The 16,025-nt window shown below is 70.7% G+C and carries 17 protein-coding genes; 10 read left to right on the forward strand and 7 right to left on the reverse strand.

Annotated elements, in window-relative coordinates:
* Positions 1–4: 4 nt before the first annotated feature.
* Positions 5–1,147 (forward strand): molecular chaperone DnaJ, encoded by a 1,143-nt coding sequence (gene dnaJ / locus KOI35_RS40210; protein ID WP_215794781.1) that lies wholly within the window; start codon positions 5–7, stop codon positions 1,145–1,147.
* Between the two features lie 243 nt (positions 1,148–1,390).
* On the opposite strand, the gene KOI35_RS40215 is transcribed toward dnaJ, so the two are convergent.
* Positions 1,391–2,602, reverse strand: a complete 1,212-nt coding sequence (locus tag KOI35_RS40215) for a DUF4241 domain-containing protein (RefSeq protein ID WP_215794783.1) — start codon at positions 2,600–2,602, stop codon at positions 1,391–1,393.
* Between the two features lie 93 nt (positions 2,603–2,695).
* Complete coding sequence (locus KOI35_RS40220) at positions 2,696–3,331, reverse strand: FMN-dependent NADH-azoreductase (protein ID WP_215794785.1); 636 nt, start codon at positions 3,329–3,331, stop codon at positions 2,696–2,698.
* A 91-nt stretch (positions 3,332–3,422) separates the two neighbouring features.
* Between KOI35_RS40220 and KOI35_RS40225 the strand changes: the two genes are divergently transcribed.
* Positions 3,423–3,968, forward strand: coding sequence for a MarR family winged helix-turn-helix transcriptional regulator (locus KOI35_RS40225; RefSeq protein ID WP_215794788.1), 546 nt, complete (start codon positions 3,423–3,425; stop codon positions 3,966–3,968).
* Between the two features lie 19 nt (positions 3,969–3,987).
* On the opposite strand, the gene KOI35_RS40230 is transcribed toward KOI35_RS40225, so the two are convergent.
* From KOI35_RS40230 to KOI35_RS40240, 3 genes are read right to left on the reverse strand one after another with little or no spacing between them, the layout of a single operon-like run.
* Positions 3,988–4,305, reverse strand: a complete 318-nt coding sequence (locus KOI35_RS40230) for a hypothetical protein (RefSeq protein ID WP_215794790.1) — start codon at positions 4,303–4,305, stop codon at positions 3,988–3,990.
* Positions 4,306–4,326: 21 nt separating this feature from the next.
* Positions 4,327–5,133, reverse strand: coding sequence for an IclR family transcriptional regulator domain-containing protein (locus tag KOI35_RS40235; RefSeq protein ID WP_215794792.1), 807 nt, complete (start codon positions 5,131–5,133; stop codon positions 4,327–4,329).
* Positions 5,134–5,144: 11 nt separating this feature from the next.
* Entirely contained in the window at positions 5,145–6,530 is a 1,386-nt protein-coding gene (locus KOI35_RS40240; protein ID WP_215794795.1) for an amidohydrolase family protein, read from the reverse strand.
* Between the two features lie 187 nt (positions 6,531–6,717).
* Between KOI35_RS40240 and KOI35_RS40245 the strand changes: the two genes are divergently transcribed.
* From KOI35_RS40245 to KOI35_RS40270, 6 genes are all read left to right on the forward strand, one after another.
* On the forward strand, positions 6,718–7,848 hold the full coding sequence (locus tag KOI35_RS40245) for a CaiB/BaiF CoA transferase family protein (RefSeq protein ID WP_215794797.1): 1,131 nt from the start codon (positions 6,718–6,720) through the stop codon (positions 7,846–7,848).
* Complete coding sequence (locus KOI35_RS40250) at positions 7,833–8,612, forward strand: citryl-CoA lyase (RefSeq protein WP_215794799.1); 780 nt, start codon at positions 7,833–7,835, stop codon at positions 8,610–8,612. Before KOI35_RS40245 ends, KOI35_RS40250 begins: the two co-directional genes overlap by 16 nt.
* 3 nt (positions 8,613–8,615) lie before the next feature.
* Positions 8,616–9,485: a DODA-type extradiol aromatic ring-opening family dioxygenase gene (locus tag KOI35_RS40255; protein WP_215794801.1), complete on the forward strand. Its 870-nt coding sequence runs from the start codon at positions 8,616–8,618 to the stop codon at positions 9,483–9,485.
* Entirely contained in the window at positions 9,482–9,844 is a 363-nt protein-coding gene (locus KOI35_RS40260; protein WP_215794803.1) for a hypothetical protein, read from the forward strand. Before KOI35_RS40255 ends, KOI35_RS40260 begins: the two co-directional genes overlap by 4 nt.
* A complete protein-coding gene (locus KOI35_RS40265) occupies positions 9,841–10,791 on the forward strand; it encodes a quinone oxidoreductase family protein (protein ID WP_215794805.1) in 951 nt (316 codons plus the stop codon). Before KOI35_RS40260 ends, KOI35_RS40265 begins: the two co-directional genes overlap by 4 nt.
* Before the next feature lie 248 nt (positions 10,792–11,039).
* Positions 11,040–12,767: a PH domain-containing protein gene (locus KOI35_RS40270; RefSeq protein WP_215794808.1), complete on the forward strand. Its 1,728-nt coding sequence runs from the start codon at positions 11,040–11,042 to the stop codon at positions 12,765–12,767.
* Here KOI35_RS40270 and KOI35_RS40275 read toward each other — a convergent pair.
* Complete coding sequence (locus KOI35_RS40275) at positions 12,764–13,573, reverse strand: sigma-70 family RNA polymerase sigma factor (RefSeq protein WP_215794810.1); 810 nt, start codon at positions 13,571–13,573, stop codon at positions 12,764–12,766. The genes KOI35_RS40270 and KOI35_RS40275 overlap by 4 nt on opposite strands.
* A 114-nt stretch (positions 13,574–13,687) precedes the next feature.
* Between KOI35_RS40275 and KOI35_RS40280 the strand changes: the two genes are divergently transcribed.
* Positions 13,688–14,146, forward strand: a complete 459-nt coding sequence (locus tag KOI35_RS40280; protein ID WP_215794812.1) for a carboxymuconolactone decarboxylase family protein — start codon at positions 13,688–13,690, stop codon at positions 14,144–14,146.
* Positions 14,147–14,179: 33 nt separating this feature from the next.
* Entirely contained in the window at positions 14,180–14,836 is a 657-nt protein-coding gene (locus tag KOI35_RS40285; protein WP_215794815.1) for a hypothetical protein, read from the forward strand.
* A 3-nt stretch (positions 14,837–14,839) separates the two neighbouring features.
* Here KOI35_RS40285 and KOI35_RS40290 read toward each other — a convergent pair whose 3' ends face one another.
* Entirely contained in the window at positions 14,840–15,973 is a 1,134-nt protein-coding gene (locus KOI35_RS40290) for a serine hydrolase domain-containing protein (protein WP_215794817.1), read from the reverse strand.
* Between the last annotated feature and the right edge of the window lie 52 nt (positions 15,974–16,025).

Raw genomic sequence — 16,025 nt, forward strand, 5'->3', positions numbered from 1 at the left:
GCCTGTGGCCAAGGACTACTACGGCATTCTCGGTGTGAGCCGGGAAGCCACCGACGACGAGATCAAGCGCGCCTACCGCAAACTGGCTCGGCAGTACCACCCGGACGTCAACCCGGACCCGGAAGCGCACGAGAAGTTCAAGGACATCAACGCGGCGTACGAGGTCCTGTCCGACGACCAGAAGCGCCAGATCGTCGACCTGGGTGGCGACCCGCTGGCCCCCGGCGGCGGCATGGGCCCCGGCGGTGCGGGCGGTCCGGGCGGCGCGTTCGTCGGCTTCCAGGACATCATGGACGCGTTCTTCGGCTCGGCCGCCGGTGGCAACGCCCGCGGCCCGCGCCCGCGCACGCGCCCGGGGGCCGACGCGATCCTGCGGCTCGAGCTCGACCTGGTCGAGACCGCGTTCGGCGTCGAGGCCCCGATCACGGTCGACACCGCGGTGCTGTGCACCCAGTGCTCCGGCGCGGGCACGGCCCCGGGCACCCACCTGGCCACCTGTGACACGTGTGGCGGCCGGGGCGAGGTGCAGAGCGTGCAGCGCACGTTCCTGGGCCAGGTCGTCTCGTCCCGCCCGTGCGCGACCTGCCAGGGCCACGGCACGGTCATCCCGCACCCGTGCCCGACCTGCGCCGGTGACGGCCGCGTCCGCACCCGTCGCTCGCTGACCGTGAAGATCCCGGCCGGCGTCGAGGACGGCATGCGCATCCGGCTGGCCCAGCAGGGCGAGGTCGGCCCCGGCGGCGGCACCCCGGGCGACCTCTACGTCGAGATCCACGAGCGCCCGCACGACGTCTACTCGCGCAAGGGCGACGACCTGCACTGCCGGGTCACGCTCCCGATGACCGCGGCCGCGCTCGGCACCCGCCTGACGATCAAGACGCTCGACAGCGAGGAGGGCATCGAGGTCAAGGCCGGCACCCAGCCCGCGTCGACGCTGCGGATCCGCGGCAAGGGCGTGCCCCACCTACGCGGCCAGGGCCGGGGTGACCTCTTCGTGCACCTCGACGTCAAGACGCCGACCAAGCTCACCGCCGACCAGGAGCGGATGCTGCGCGACTTCGCCAAGACCCGCGGCGAGGACGTGGCCGAGCTGAGCAAGCAGGGCGGCTTCTTCAGCCGGATGCGCGACGCCTTCAACGGACATTAGTTCATCAAGGTCAAGAGCTTCATGTCCTGGTGGGGTGCAGGGCGGCTTCTTCAGCCGGATGCGCGACGCGTTCAACGGACATCAAGTTCAAGAGCTTCATGTCCCGGCTGAGTGCGGTGTACAGACCGTCGCTCCCGCGGGGGCCGCGACACGCTTCGCTGGCCGCTGGCGCGTCCAGAACGCGAAGCGTGCCACGGCGACCTGCGTGAGTGGCCGCGCAGTGTCCGCTGCGCGGCCACACGATCAGTCGTCGCTGGGGAACAGGCGCATGTCGGCCACGAAGGACACGATGTAGCCCGAGTGGTCGCGGCCCACCCACGTCGGATAGGCGCCGTCTCCCCAGCCGCTGGACCAGGCGATCATGTCGCCGTCGGCCACCGCCGTGAAGCGGGGATCGCGCAGGTCGAAGGCCTCCCACTCCTCGCTGAGGCGTTCGCGGTTCTCTTCGTCGACGAAGCACGCCATGCCCGCGTCGACGCCGAAACCAAAGAACTCGCCATAGCCCAGATCGAGCAGGTCCTGGCCGTCGCGCAGAGCCAGCTCCCAGGTCGCGGCGCGGCGATCGTTGATGTCCAGGCGCGCGGCCGCCACCCGCGTATGGCCAGGGTCGTCGGTAAAGGTCGCGAGGCTGATCGTCACCGCATAGGAGCCTGGCGGCGCGGTGACCAGGAACGGCTCCTCGCCGTAGTCGAGGGATGACGGGTCGGCGGCGACCAGGCGGCCGGACGGCAGGTTGAGCTTGCCCGCGGGAACCGTGGAGATGCGCATCCGGCGATCGCCGACCGTGCGCTCGGTGCCGTCGGTGAACAGCGCCTCCACCCCGCGCGGCTGCAACGGGCGCGGCGGGTGCCACGGCCGCTCGGCCGACCGGCGGACCGGGAGGCCCGCCGCGCCGGCCTCCGGAGCGACCCGGAACGGGCCGTCGGCCACGCGGGGGACGGCGCACACACCGGAGAAGGGCGGGACGCAGGACTCGGCGTGGATGCGGCCGGACCGGTCGAGCAGGGCGTTCCACCGGCCGAAGGACGGGATCGGCAGCCGGGGCGGGGTGAACCCGTTGTCGGCGAACGTGCTGCGGCCGCCCCGGTCGCCGGCCGGCTCGATCGAGTCGTTCCGGCGACCGGCGAGCTGCCAGTCGATCCGGTGGCGGGCGGCGTTGGCCGGGTCGTCGGACGACGCCCGGTTGGCCGACTCGCGCAGGAACAGGTCGCCCTCGCGGGCCCGGCGCCACTCGTGGGAGCCGGTCACCCGGCCCGCAGAGTCATGATGCTCGACGGCGCAGTAACCCTCAGTCCATGAAATGTTCAATACGCTGTGTAGGCGTCCACCGGCGAGCAGCACCACTGAGTACGGCTCGCCGGCGGAGTCACGCGACTCGGCCTCGTCCTGGGTCAGGGGGTTGATCAGCCCTTCGTCCCAGCCCTCGCAGTACACCGCCGCCAGCGTCGTCTCCATGAGCGGCGATCTTATTCAGTGACGCTGGGGTTCCGCCGCCCCGCAGCTGCTACAAATTGCAGTGAAGAGCAAGCGGAGAGCAAACGAAGAGCGTCAGCGCGCGGCGAAGGTTCGACCCGCGTGGATGGCCGCCTCGTGGGCCGCCTTCTTGAGATCGTTGGCCGCGTCGATGAACGGCGCCATGGCCGGCGTGACGGCGGCGAGGGTCAGCTCGCGCTCGATGAGGGTGAGGTCGGCGCCCCACACGTCACCGATGATGCGGCGCAGGAAGTCGGTGTTGTGGTCCCAGCCCTCACGCGGCGAGCCGGGGCCGTAGCCGCCGCCCCGGGTGGTGAGCACGATGGCGGGCTTGCCGTCGAGCAGGCGCTCGTTGGGGTCGGTAGCGCCGGCCAGCACGAGGTCGATCCAGGTCTTGGCGTGCTGCGAGACACCCCAGTTGTAGAGCGGCAGGGCCAGGATCACGGCCTCGGCGTCGCGCACCTCGGCGGCGATCCGGTCGGCGAAGGCGAGCGCCTCGCGCTGCACGGCGGTGCGCTGCTCCTCGGGGGTGAACTTGGCGTGGATCGCGTTCGCCCAGGCGTCCGCGGGCAGCGGCGAGGAGCCGAGGTGCCGGCGCACGAAGGTGGTGCCCGGGCGGACCGCGGTCCACTCGGCCTCGGCGATGTCGGCCAGCTCGCTCGAGGCCGAGGCGGGGCCCTGGATGCTCGAGTCGATGCGCAGAACAGTCATGGCGATGCTCCCAACGGGGTTGAATGTTCAATGCGAATGCTGACACCGTCGGCTTGAACATTCAAGTGCGGGGACGGGTTATCCTTCCGGCGTGAGCATGGACACATCCCCCGAGCCGCCCTGGCTCGACAGCGATGAACGCGCGGCGTGGATGACGCTGATGGCGATGGTCATGACCCTGCCCACCGCCATCGAGGCCCAGCTCAAGCGCGACTCGGGCCTCAACTTCTTCGAATACTCGATCCTCAGCTCGCTGTCCCGGCCCGAGCGCCACGCCGTGCAGATGAGCAACCTGGCGCACATGGCGGGCGGCTCGCTGTCGCGGCTCTCCCACGCGGTGAGCCGGCTGGAACGGCAGGGCTACGTGCGCCGGCGGACGGGTGGCGAGCCCGGTGAGTCCCGGTGCACCGAGGCCGTGCTCACCGAAGAGGGCATGGCCGCGCTCGAGGCGGCCGCGCCTGGACACGTACGGGAAGCTCGTCGCCTGGTTTTTGATCATCTGACCCCGGCGCAGGTGCGGCAGTTGCAACGGATCGCCCGCGAGATCGCCGGAGCGTCGGCCCCCGACACGGCCCGGCACATCGACGCCGAGATCGAAGCGGCCGACCAGGCCGAGCAGCCGCTGTACGGCTGCTGAAGGGGCGGCTGCTGAAGGGTCAGCCGTCGAGCTTGCCGCGGGCGCGATCGACCAGCGTCGGCAGCAGTTCGCTGCGCCACATCTCGAGGTGCACGCTGCCGCTGGACATGCCGCCGTGCGCGAACTGCTCGCGGAACACCCACGGCGCCGCCTCGCCGGCCAGATCGACCTCGGCCACGCGTTCGAAGGTCGCGATCAGCAGCCGCTCGACCTCGCCGACCGACGGCGGCAGATAGGTGCCGGTGAGCTGCTCGCACATGGCGCGCCAGACCCAGGGGTCGCCGCGCAGACCCCACCGCACGGGTTCCGGGTCGAAGAGGTCGGTGACGAGGCGCACATCGATCAGCGTGCCACTTGATCAGGAAGACTGCACGGCGGGAACGGCCGCCGCCAGCGCCCAGTCGTGACCGATGTCGGCCGCCGTCCGGAGCAGCTTGGGCAGATGATCCTCGACCAGCGTCTCGAGGGACGTCTCGGCCGCATGCACGGTCACGTTGATCGCTGCTACGACCCGCCCGTCGCCGTCCCGCACGCCGGTGGCGATCGACCGGATGCCGGGCGCGAGATCCTGGTCGGCCAGGGCCCAGCCCTTGGCCCGCACCTCGCGCAGCGACGCGTCGAGCTCGGCCGGCGTCGGCTGCCAGCGGGCGTTGATGCCCGAGCGGGACGGCTCGGCCAGCACGGCGGCCAGCTGGTCGGCGGGCAGCGCGGCCAGCAGCACCTTGCCCATCGAGGTGGCCGGGGCCGGGAACCGGGTGCCGATGGTGACCGCGAGCGTGACGATCTTGGGGACCGCGACCCGGGCCACGTAGACGATGTCGGCCCCGTCGAGCTGGGCCATCGAGGTCGACTCGTTGGTCTGGGCGACCAGCTTCTCCATGTGCGGGCGGGCCACGTCCCACATCGAGAGGGCGTTCACGTACGCCATACCCAGCTCGAGCACCCGGGGCGTGAGCGCGTGCCCCCGGCCGTCGGCCCGTACGTAGCCCAGCGCCTCCAGCGTGATCAGGATGCGGCGGACGGTGGGCCGGGCCAGCCCGGTGACGCCGGCGATCTCGCTGAGCGTCATGGCCGGCGTGCCCGGACGGAAGGAGCGCAGGACGTCGAGCCCTCGGGCCAGAGCCTCGATGAAGTCGGGTCCGGCGCCCCTTCCGATGTCCGTCATGGAACGGGACCCTACTTGGTGTACTGATACGGGTTGTGCAGGATCCGGGCCTCGGGGATGTCCGGGTTCATGCCCTGCTTCCACGCGTCCTCGCCCATCGTCGAGCGCAGGTGCTCGATGGACGCCTCGACCTTGGCCCGTGCGGTCGCCAGGTCGGCGTCGACCAGCTTGCCGTCGCGCTTGACGACCCGGCCGCCCACCACGACGGTGTGCACGTCGCCGCGCTGCGCCTGGAAGGCCACATGCCCGTACGCGTTGAGCAGCGGAAACATGACCGGCGAGCTGTCGTTCTTGATCAGCACCAGGTCGGCCTGGCGGCCCGGGGTGAGCGCCCCGATCGTCGAGTCCATCCCCAGTGCCTTGGCCCCGCCCCGGGTGGCCCAGTCGACGACCTGCTCGGCCCGCAGGTGGTGGTGGGTGACCGTCTCCTGCTTGCTGTGCGCTTCGAGGTGCTCGCGCGCCCGGTCGGCGCTGAGCGTGGTGCGCATGGCCGAGAACAGGTCGCCGCTCCACCAGACGCTGGTGTCCATCGACAGCGAGACCGGGATGCCGTGCTTGCGCAGCTGCCAGGTGGGCGGGTAGCCCTGTCCGGCGCTCTGCTCGCTCTCGGTCGAGACCGACACCGAGCCGCCGGTGGCCGCGATCCGGTGGTAAGAGTCGCTGGACAGGGTCGCCGCGTGCACATAGACGTTGCCCGGGTTCATGAACCCGCCGTCGTGCATGAGCCGGATGCCGTCGTCGTTGGTCGCGCCCCACACGCCGGCGTGCGTGGTGACCGGCACGCCGAGTTCGCGGGCGACCTCGAAGGCCGCCTTCTCGGGGAACGCCGGGTCACCGGTGACGTCGAACGCCATCTGGAAGCCGGCCAGCTTGCCGCCCTCGATGCGCCGCCGGTAGAACTCCTGGAACTCCTTGGAGGTCGACCACTCCCACGGGCCCTGCTGGATGTTCCCGTACGCGAGCACAAAGCGCCCAGGCACAGCCTCGAGCGCATCGACCGCCGCGTCCGCGTGGTCGACGCTCTGCAGGCCGTGTGACCAGTCGACGGTGGTGGTGACGCCGGAGTCGATCGCCTCGAGCGCGCCGAGCAGGTTGCCGGCATAGATGTCCTCGGGCCGGAAGTGCTTGCCCGATTCGAGGTAGTACCAGACGAAGTACTGGGTCAGGGTCCAGTCGGCGCCGTAGCCGCGCATGGCGGTCTGCCACATGTGCCGGTGTGTGTCGATCATGCCGGGCATGAGGATGCCGCCGGTGGCGTCGATCTCCTCGTGGCCGTCCGGCGCGGTCAGGTTCGGGCCGATCTCGGCGATCTTGTCGTCGACGACCAGCACGTCGGCGTTCTCGAGCACGGTGTGCGAGTCGTCCATGGTGAGAACCAGGCCATTGCGGAAGAGCATCGTCGCTCCCTTCAGAAGATTTCCGGACCACTGTCCGCTGGGCGGTCAGGCCGAGTGGCGTCAGTGTGCGCCCGGTCACTTGCATGGTCAAGGGTTTGTTTCCGGCTGATCAACCGGTCGTTGACACGGCTGGTGACGCGGGGGAAGCTGATCCAGCGGACGAGTGTCCGCAGAACGGGCGGTACGCATGTCTGAGAACGGCCCCCTGGCCGGCCTGGTGGTCGCGGACTTCTCCCGGATCCTCGCCGGGCCCTACGCCACGATGCTCCTGGCCGACCTCGGCGCGCAGGTGATCAAGGTGGAGAGCCCCTCCGGGGACGACACCCGCACCTGGATGCCGCCGACGCGCGACGACGTCTCGACGTACTACCTGGGCATCAACCGCAACAAGCGGTCGATCGCGCTCGACCTCAAGAACGAGGCCGACCTGGCCGACGCGCGGGAGCTGGCCCGTCGCGCCGACGTGATGATCGAGAACTTCCGGCCGGGCGGGCTGAAACGGTTCGGGCTCGACTACGACACCGTCGCCGCCGGCAACGAGAAGATCGTCTACGCCAGCATCAGCGGCTTCGGCACCGCGGCGGGCGCCGGCCTGCCCGGGTACGACCTGATGGTGCAGGCCATCTCGGGGCTGATGAGCCTGACCGGCGACCCGGACGGTTCTCCGTACCGGGCCGGGATCTCGGTCTTCGACGTGATGGCGGGCATGCACGCGAACATCGGCATCCTGGCCGCGCTGCACGCCCGCACGTCGACCGGGCGCGGCCAGCACGTCGAGGTCAACCTGCTCAGCTCGGCGCTCTCCGGCCTGGTCAACCACTCCAGCGGGTACGTCGCCGGCGGCACCGTCCCGTTCCGCATGGGAAATGCCCACCCCAGCCTTTTCCCGTACGAGCCACTGCCCACCGCCGACGGCGAACTGATCGTGATCGCGGGCAACGACGGGCAGTTCCGCAAACTGTGCCAGGTGCTCGACCTGCCCGACCTGCCGTCCGACCCGCGGTTCGGGCGCAACCAGGACCGGACGGCGAACCGGGAGGCGCTGCGCCCGATCCTCGTCGAGCGGCTCTCCCGGCGTACGAAAAAGGAATGGTTCGACCTGCTGATCGCGGCGGGCGTGCCCTGCGCCCCGATCAACACGATCGACGGCGGCGTCGCGTTCGCCGAAGAGGTCGGGCTCGACCCGATCGTCACCACCGGCGGGGTGCCCGGCATCCGCAACCCCATCACCTTCAGCGAGACCCGGCCCCGGTACGAGTTGCCGCCGCCCGGGCTCGACGAGCACGGCGAGGAGATCCGCAAGTGGCTGAGGAGCTGAGCTTCCCGACCGGCCTCGGCACGTCCACCCCCGAGACCATCTCGCTGCTCGGGCAGGACCTGGCGGCCGACCTGATGGGAAAGGTGGGGTTCGGGGAGCTGGCGTTCTGGCTGGTCGCCGGGCGTCGTCCGTCGGCCGGCGAGGTGCGCGTCTTCGAGGCGGTGCTGGTGGCGCTGGCCGATCACGGGTTCACGCCCACGGCGATCGCGGCCCGGCTGACCTATCTGTCGGCGCCCGAGTCGCTGCAGGGGGCGCTCGCGGCCGGGTTGCTCGGCGGGGGCTCGCGGTTTCTCGGCGTGACCGAGGACTGTGGACGGTTTCTCGCGGGTTTGTTGCGCGACGCCGGACCTTCGCCTGACTTCGAGGCGATCGCTCTCGACGCCGTCCGCGCGGCCAAAGCCGACAAGAAGTTCATTCCCGGCCTGGGGCATCCGGTACACAAGGAACTCGACCCGCGCACGCCGGTGCTGATCCGGATCGCCGATGAGGAAGGGCTGCGCGGGCCGCACCTGCAGCTGTTCGAGGCGATCGGCCGGGTCCACCCGTCGGTGCTGGGGAAGACGCTGCCGCTCAACGGGGCCGGCGTCTGCGGCGCGGCGCTGGCCGACCTCGGGCTTCCGGTCGACCTGCTGCGCGGGTTCGCCTTGCTGGCCCGCACGGCCGGACTGATCGGCCAGATCGCCGAGGAACGCCGTACGCCGATCGGCATGGACATCTATCGCTTTGTTGATCGAAACGCCGCCTACACGCCCCGAGAGGATTGAGGCATGGCCAGCATCGTCGCGGTCATCGCGTCCACGCACCACCCGTTCTACTACAAGGCCAGCACGGCCACCGGCGAGGACCGCCCGCCGTTCGCCGACGAGTGGACCCGCAAGATCCTGGCCTTCCGTGAGACCCTCACCCGGGCCAACCCGGACGTGCTGGTGATGGTCGGCTCCGACCACTTCCACCAGCTGTGGCTCGACAACATGCCGCAGTTCCTGGTCGGCAAGGCGCCCTTCTACGACGCCAACTGGTACAACGAGGAACGCGAGTTCGGCCTGCCCCGGATGCTGCTCAAGGGCCAGGAAGACCTGTCGACGCACATCCTGCGGGCCGGCCTGGACGACGGTTTCGACCTGGCGTTCAGCAACGAGCTGCGGATCGACCACAGCATCACCTGCCCGATCATCACGCTGCGGCCCGAGGCCGACCTGCCGATCGTGCCGATCTACACGAACATCTTCGCGCCGCCGCTGCCGCAACCTTCTCGTTTTGTGAAGTTGGGTGAGTCGATCCGGCGCATCGTCGAGAGCTGGCCGTCGCACCTGCGGGTCGCGGTCATCGGCACCGGGCACCTGTCGCTCGAGCTGGGCGGGCCGCGACAGTTCGGCCCGCACGGGCCCGACCCCGAGTTCGACCAGCGGGCGGTCGAGTGGATCGCGAACGGCGACCTCGACAACTGCCTGCGCGAGGTGACGCTGGACAGCCTGCACGCGCCGGGCAACGCCACCCACGGGTTCATGGACTTCATGCTGATGATGGGCGTGGCCGGGGCCGGTGCGAAGGCCGACTACGTGGACACGCTCGACCTGTTCCACACCATGGAGGCGTACTTCACCTGGTACCCGACGTCGGGAGGTGTTTCGTTGTGAGCAAGTACCTGCTCAACAAGTTTCTGTACACCGTGGACCGCGATCCCTCGCTCGTCGAGCGCTACCGGTCCGACCCCCGGGAACTCGTGACCTGGTGGGAGGCTTCCTCGGCCAACGAACTGCTCAACTGCACCGATGCCGAGGCCAGCACGTGGCTGCGCTTCGACGACGAGGAGCGGGCGGCGCTGATCGAACATGACCACGTCCGTCTTTTTGAAATGGGCGCGCACCCGTTCCTCACGCTGACGCTGTTCATCGCGATGTTCGAGCGGGACAACACCGAACCGCTCGAGTACCAGAAGGCGTACGGTGCCCGGATGGCCCACATCAACCTCCCGTACCCGGACATCGCCACATGATCCCGGCGGCCGTGCTGCGGGTGTGCGGCCGGCCGCCGTCCATCGAGGACCGGCCGCTGCCCGTGCCGCACGCGGGTGAAGTGCCGATCCAGGTCGCGGCGGCGCCGATCACGCCGCTCGACCTGCTCTGCGCGTCGGGCACCAGCTATTTCGGGCAGCCCGCGACCCCGTACGTACCCGGGGTGCAGGGCGTCGGTCATCGCGACGACGGCACGCCGGTCTGGTTCGCCACCTCGGCCGGCATGCGACCGGGCGACGGCAGCATGGCCGGGGCGGTTTCCATCCCGTACGTGGATGTGGTGCCGCTCCCGCCCGCCGCGCCGCTGACCCTGATCGCCGCGCTCGGCCTCTCGGCGGTGGCGGCGCACGCGGCGCTGACCCGGACCGGCGGCCTCGCGCCGGGCGAGGTCGTCGTGGTGCTCGGCGCGGGCGGCGTGGTCGGACAGGCGGCGATCCAACTCGCGCTGCTCGGCGGCGCCTCCCGGGTGATCGCCGTGACCCGGTCGGCCGCCGCGCGAGATCGCGCGCTCTCGCTCGGAGCGGAAGAGGCCGTCGCGCTGGAACCGGTCGCCACCCTCACCGAGCGCCTGCGGGCCGTGTCCGGGCTGGTCGACCTGGTGCTCGACCCGATCTTCGGCGAGCCGGCCGCGGCCGCGCTGCCGGTGCTGCGGCCGGGCGGGCGCCTGGTCAACCTGGGCAGCTCGGCCGGTGCGACCGCACCCCTCGACTCGGCGACCTTGCGCAGCGGCTCGCTCAAGATCCTGGGCTACACGAACAACGCGCTCTCGGTGGGGGAGCGGGCCGATTCGCTCGGCGTGGTCGCGGAACACGCCACGGCGGGGCGGCTCACGGTCAGCCACGAGGTCGTCCCGTTCGCCGACGTGGCGGGCGCCTGGTCACGGCAGGCCTCGGGGTCGGCCGACGGGCGGATCGTGCTCGCGCTCTGAAGTGCGCTCGTCGTCGCGACTTGTCCGAGCGGCGCGATCGCCGTGCGGCCCGCGCTGGTCTCGCGGGTTATCTGGGCGGCGCGATCGTCTGGCGGCCCGCGATCGTCTGGCGGCCTTGGGTGCGTGTGGGTGGCGGGAAGATACGTACGGGAAAACGGCTTTTTTGACCAATCGGACCAACCGTCGTCTGGTCCGCCGCGCTTATGCTCACGCGTCGTGACTTCGATGATCTCGGTGGCGGGGAAGCGATGAAGCGTCCCGCCGCGCCCGCGCTGGACGACTCGCGCATCGAGCGATGGACCGCTGCCGCCGTGCCGTGGTGGGTCACGCGGGTGGTGCTGATCGTCGCGTGGTTCATCGCCTTCCTGCTGGCGGTGTTCAACGACTCGACCACCTGCACGCCCGCCGATCCGAGTGTGTGCGGGCCGGACGTGTCGTTCGCGGTGGCGATCGTCGTGCTGCTGGCCACCCCGATCCTGCTGTGGTGGATGCCACTGGCCGGGTGTGCGGCCGGGGTGCTGTTCGCCGTCCTCGACCTGGTCTTCGACGACCAGCGGGCCGCGAACATCGCCTTCGCGTTCCACGGTCTGCTCTGCGTGGCGGTGGCGATCCTGCTGGTCGAGGCGCGGGGACGGCAGACGACGATCGTGGCCGAGGTGGCCGAGCCGGTGCATCTCGACCCGGCCGTCGCCGCGCGGGTGCGGGACAGCTTTCCGCGCTGGGGCGGCCGATCGATCATCGCCGTCCTGCTGCTCGTCGCGGGCGTCGGCGGGTTCGGCTGGTACGACCATCGGGCCGGTCAGGTGGCGCGGCACGAGGCGGCGGCAGTGCACGTGGACGGGGTCGTGCGCAGCGCCGACAACGCCGCGGGTGAGATCGTTGTGGACGTTCCTCAGCCCGTACGGGTAAACGGTCTTCTGAATTCCTATGAGCCCGGGCAGGTCGTCCCGGTGCTGGTCGACGGCTCCTGGGTCAAGCTCGTGGCCGAACCCGAAGACGTCACGCCCTGGCTCAGCGGTGGGCTCGGGGCGATCGCTCTGGCCCTCCTGCTGCTGATCCGCGAGCAGCGCATGCGGGCGGCCCGGCGGCGTCTGCTCAACGGCCCGCTGCCCGCCGTCGAACTGACCGCCGAGCCGGACGACGACGGCCGCGCGGTGCTGCACGGCGGGATGGCTGTGGTGCCGGTCGAGGCGTCCCCGCTGGAGCTGGAAAAACCGCTCCTGACCGGCGAGGACGTGCCCTGGGACGACAAGTGGACGGCCGAGGAGGTCGAGGACTTCGGCCAGGACTGGCGCGGCCCCGGCCGCCGGGACGAGCCGCAGACCGTGACGGTGGCCGGCGACCTGCGCGACGGCGGCTGGGTCCTGCTGATCAGCGACTCGCACGTGCTGGTGCCCGAGGCGCCGCTGCGCATGCCCCGGAAGCGGCCCGAGATCACCGATCCGCTTCCCGGCGACCCGCTGCCGGCGGCCGAGCTCGCGGGTGACCTGCCCGAGCTGCCCGTCGAGGTGGGCCGCACCCGGCGTGACCGGGTGTTCGGCGCGCTGTCGATGCTCGGCTTCGCCGCGCCCGTCGCGGTGGCGGCCGGTCTGCCCGAGGGCTGGTGGCAGACCATCATCTTCCTGTTCGGAGGCGGCTCCTTCGTCTACTCGGGGTGGGCCCGTCTCAGCGACCGGCTGACGCTGACCCGCGGCGGGCTCGTGCTGCACGATGGCCTGCGGGTTCACCATGTGCCGTGGCCGCGCCTCCACGGCGTGCGGGTCGACGGCGGGAAGGTGTGGCTCGCGTGGGAACCGAACATCGCCGCCGAGACCAACGGGGTGTCCGAGGAGTGGGGCGCGGTGATGCTGCGGTTGCGCGACCTCGCCCAGGCCGCCGGCGACCCGGGCGGCCAGGCCACGAGCCGGCTGCTCGGCGGCGGCCTGGCCGTCGTCCTCGTCTACGTCCTGGCGGCGATCGTCTCGGTGCTCGTCTAGAGCCGGACGATCTCGAGCTCGCGCAGGCGGTCGCGGTTCGTGGTGGCGTGCAGGGCGGTGATCCGGCCGTCGACGACGGTCAGGGTGACGACCAGCAGGGTGTCGCCGGCCGGGGCGACCTGGATGCCCAGTTCGCCGTCGATGAGAGCGGGGAACGCGCCGCGGGCCCGGCCGAGGTAGAACTGGGCCACTTCGCGGGCGCCGTGCATCTCCATCGGCAGGTCGCGGAGCTGCTCGTCCATGCGCAGGTGCACGTCGGGGTCGAGCAGGCTCAGCAGGGTCTCGAAGTCGCCGTCGCGGGAGGCGGTCAGGAAGGCGTCGACGATCTCGCGGCCCGCGCTGCGGTCGGCCGGCCGGCCGTGGACCCGGCGGCGGGCCCGGCTGGCCAGCTGGCGGGCGGCGTCGGGGGAGCGGCCGACGATCGGGGCGATCTCGTCGAATGAGACGGCGAACAGGTCGTGCAGCACGAAGGCCAGGCGCTCGGCCGGGGTCAGGCTCTCTAGGACGACCAGCAGCGCGACGCCGACCGAGTCGGCCAGCACCGCCTCGTCCTCGGGAGTGTGGGCCGTCGGCGCCTCTTCCAGGGCCGTCTCGTGCCGGGACTTGCGCGAGCGCAGCATGTCGAGGCAGATCCGGCCGACCACCGTGGTCAGCCAGGCGTCCAGGTTGTCGACGTGACCGGTGTCCGACCGGTGGAGGCGGAGCCACGCTTCTTGGACGGCGTCCTCCGCCTCGGCCGCCGAGCCGAGCATCCGGTAGGCCACGGCCCGTAGCCGAGGGCGGTTGGCCTCGAAGCGCTCGTCCATGACGACCTCCTGGTTGTGTCCTGCGTCACATCGGTCACATCGGCGCGGTTGCGTCCGTCGCATGACCGACGAAGAAAACCAAGCCGATGTGACGGCCACACACGAGGAGAAATCATGCAGGCTCGGATGGACAACCCCGCCGCCTTTCTGCCGGACAGCATCAAGGCGATCAACATCCTCTACAAGTCGGCCCACTCGGTCGGCGTCGACCCGAAAATTCTCGAGCTCGTCCACCTGCGGGCCAGCCAGATCAACGGGTGTGCGCCGTGTGTGGAATCGGGCGCCCGGGCCGCCCGTGCGGCCGGCGAGACCGACGAGCGGTTGTTCACGGTCGCGGTGTGGCGTGAGACGCCGTGGTTCAGCGCGGCCGAGCGGGCCGCGCTGGCGCTGGCCGAGCACGCGACCCGGCTGGCCGACAGCCCGGACGCGGTGCCGGACGCGATCTGGGACGAGGCGGCCAGGCACTTCGGGGAGAAGGAACTCGCCGCCCTGGTGCTGTGGATCGCGACGACCAACTTCTTCAACCGCATCAACGTCACCACCCGGCAGCAGGCGCCGGAGAACTGGGGCTGAATTCGAGGGCGGCACGGGTCTACCATCCGGGGCATGACGGGGAGTGCGGTGCCACGTACTGTGCGCGTGGCGACCCGGCTGGCCTGGCTGATGGTGCCGGCCGGCGTCCTGCTGGTCGCGGCCGGTGTGCTCGACCTCGTGTGGTGGGCCTCGCCCGACGCTTCCCGGCTGACGGCGCTGATGCACTCGCTCGAGGTCGACTATGGACTCATCCCGCCCGCCCTGATCCGGGACGGGCGGGGAGCGGTCACCCTGATCGTCTTGGGTGCGGCCTGTTTCGCGTACGGGGGAATGGCGCCCTTGATCTCGAAGGGTGTGCGGCGGGCCCGCGGTTGGGCGATGGGCGTGGCGGCCGTGGTCTTCCTGATCGGGTTGATGACCGTCGGCGCCGACGCCAGCCAGCCGCGTTACCTGCACGACTACTTCCAGTCGATGACCGCGGCGACCATCGGTGCCCGCATCCCCGAGATCGAGGCCGTGCTCTACCCGGCGTTCTATTCGTGGTTCGAGGATTTCGCCCAGGGGTTCGGCACGCTGGTCGCGCTCGGGGTCGTCGTGTCGCTCATCTGGGCCACGGTCGTCGACCCCGAATACTTCTGGGCGAAGGCCGACGAACCCGGCCCGCCCGACGAGTGGGACGCCGCGCTCGGCCGGATCCGGAAAACGCGGCGTCCCGAAGAGCAAGCCTGAACGCTATCCGCAGAGGGCGGTGTCGATCAGGTCGAGCGTGACGTCGTGGGCCGGCTTCGGCACCCCGGCGTCGCGCTGGAGCGAGTCGGTGTTGATGGTGACGACGACGCTGCGAGAGCCGTCCGGCGTCACGCCGTTGCGGGTCTTGAAGCCGGGGATGTCGCCGCCGTGCGCCCACGAGCCGCCGCACGAGTTGGGCACGAACATCAGGCCGAGGCCGTAGCGGGCGCCCGGCCAGCCCGACCGGAACGCGTCGTTGGTCGGGACCGTGCGCTTCATCTCGGCCAGCTGGGCCGGCTTCAGCACCCGGCCGCGCATGAGCGCGCGCAGGAACGTGTTGCCGTCGTCGACGGTGCTGATCATCTCGCCGGCCGACCCGCCCCACGTCGGGTTGAGCCGGGTCGCGTCGATCGCCTCACCGTAGTCGGGGTCCTCGGGCGAGGCGTCCGGGCCGGGGAACCGCTCGTAGCCGACCGCGTGCGGGCTCGGCAGGTCCGGGTTGTTGCCGGGCAGCGTGGTCCCGGTCAGCCCGAGCGGCCGGACGATGCGGTTGCGCACCTCGATCCGCCAGTCGTGCCCGGTCACCTTCTCGATGATCAGGCCGGCCAGCATGTAGTTGGTGTTCGAGTAGGACCACTTCGTGCCGGGCGCGAACTCGCGCGGGAACTTCATGGCCAGCCCGACGGCCTCGGTGCCGGTGAGGCTGTCGTACCGGTGCTGCTCGAAGCCCTCCTGCGAGAACAGATAGGTCATCCCGTTGAGGTAGTCGGGCAGCCCGCTCGTCTGCTGCAGAAGCTGCCGTACGGTGATCTGCCGCCCGTCGTTCCCGTTACCGCGCACCAGTCCGGGCAGCCAGCGGTCGACCTTGTCGTCCAGGCTCAGCCGGCCCTCGCCGACCAACTGCAGGAGCGTGGCCGAGACGTACGTCTTGGTGAAGCTCCCGATCCGGAAATGCGCCCGCCACGGCACGTCCCCGCTGCGCACCCGGATGTCCCGGCGGTCGGTGTCCACCTCGAGCAGCACGGCCGGGGCGCCCTGCTCGCGGAGCTCGTCGGCCTGCCGCTGCAGAGTCGCCGGGCCGCCCCCGGGCACGGTCAGGGTGGCCGCCACCATCGTTGTCACCAGCAGATTCATCATGGGTTCGACGCTATTGACGATATTGATGACTGTCGTCACCCGAGGACGGGAA

Source organism: Paractinoplanes bogorensis, from assembly GCF_018829635.1.
Lineage (GTDB): Bacteria > Actinomycetota > Actinomycetes > Mycobacteriales > Micromonosporaceae > Actinoplanes > Actinoplanes bogorensis.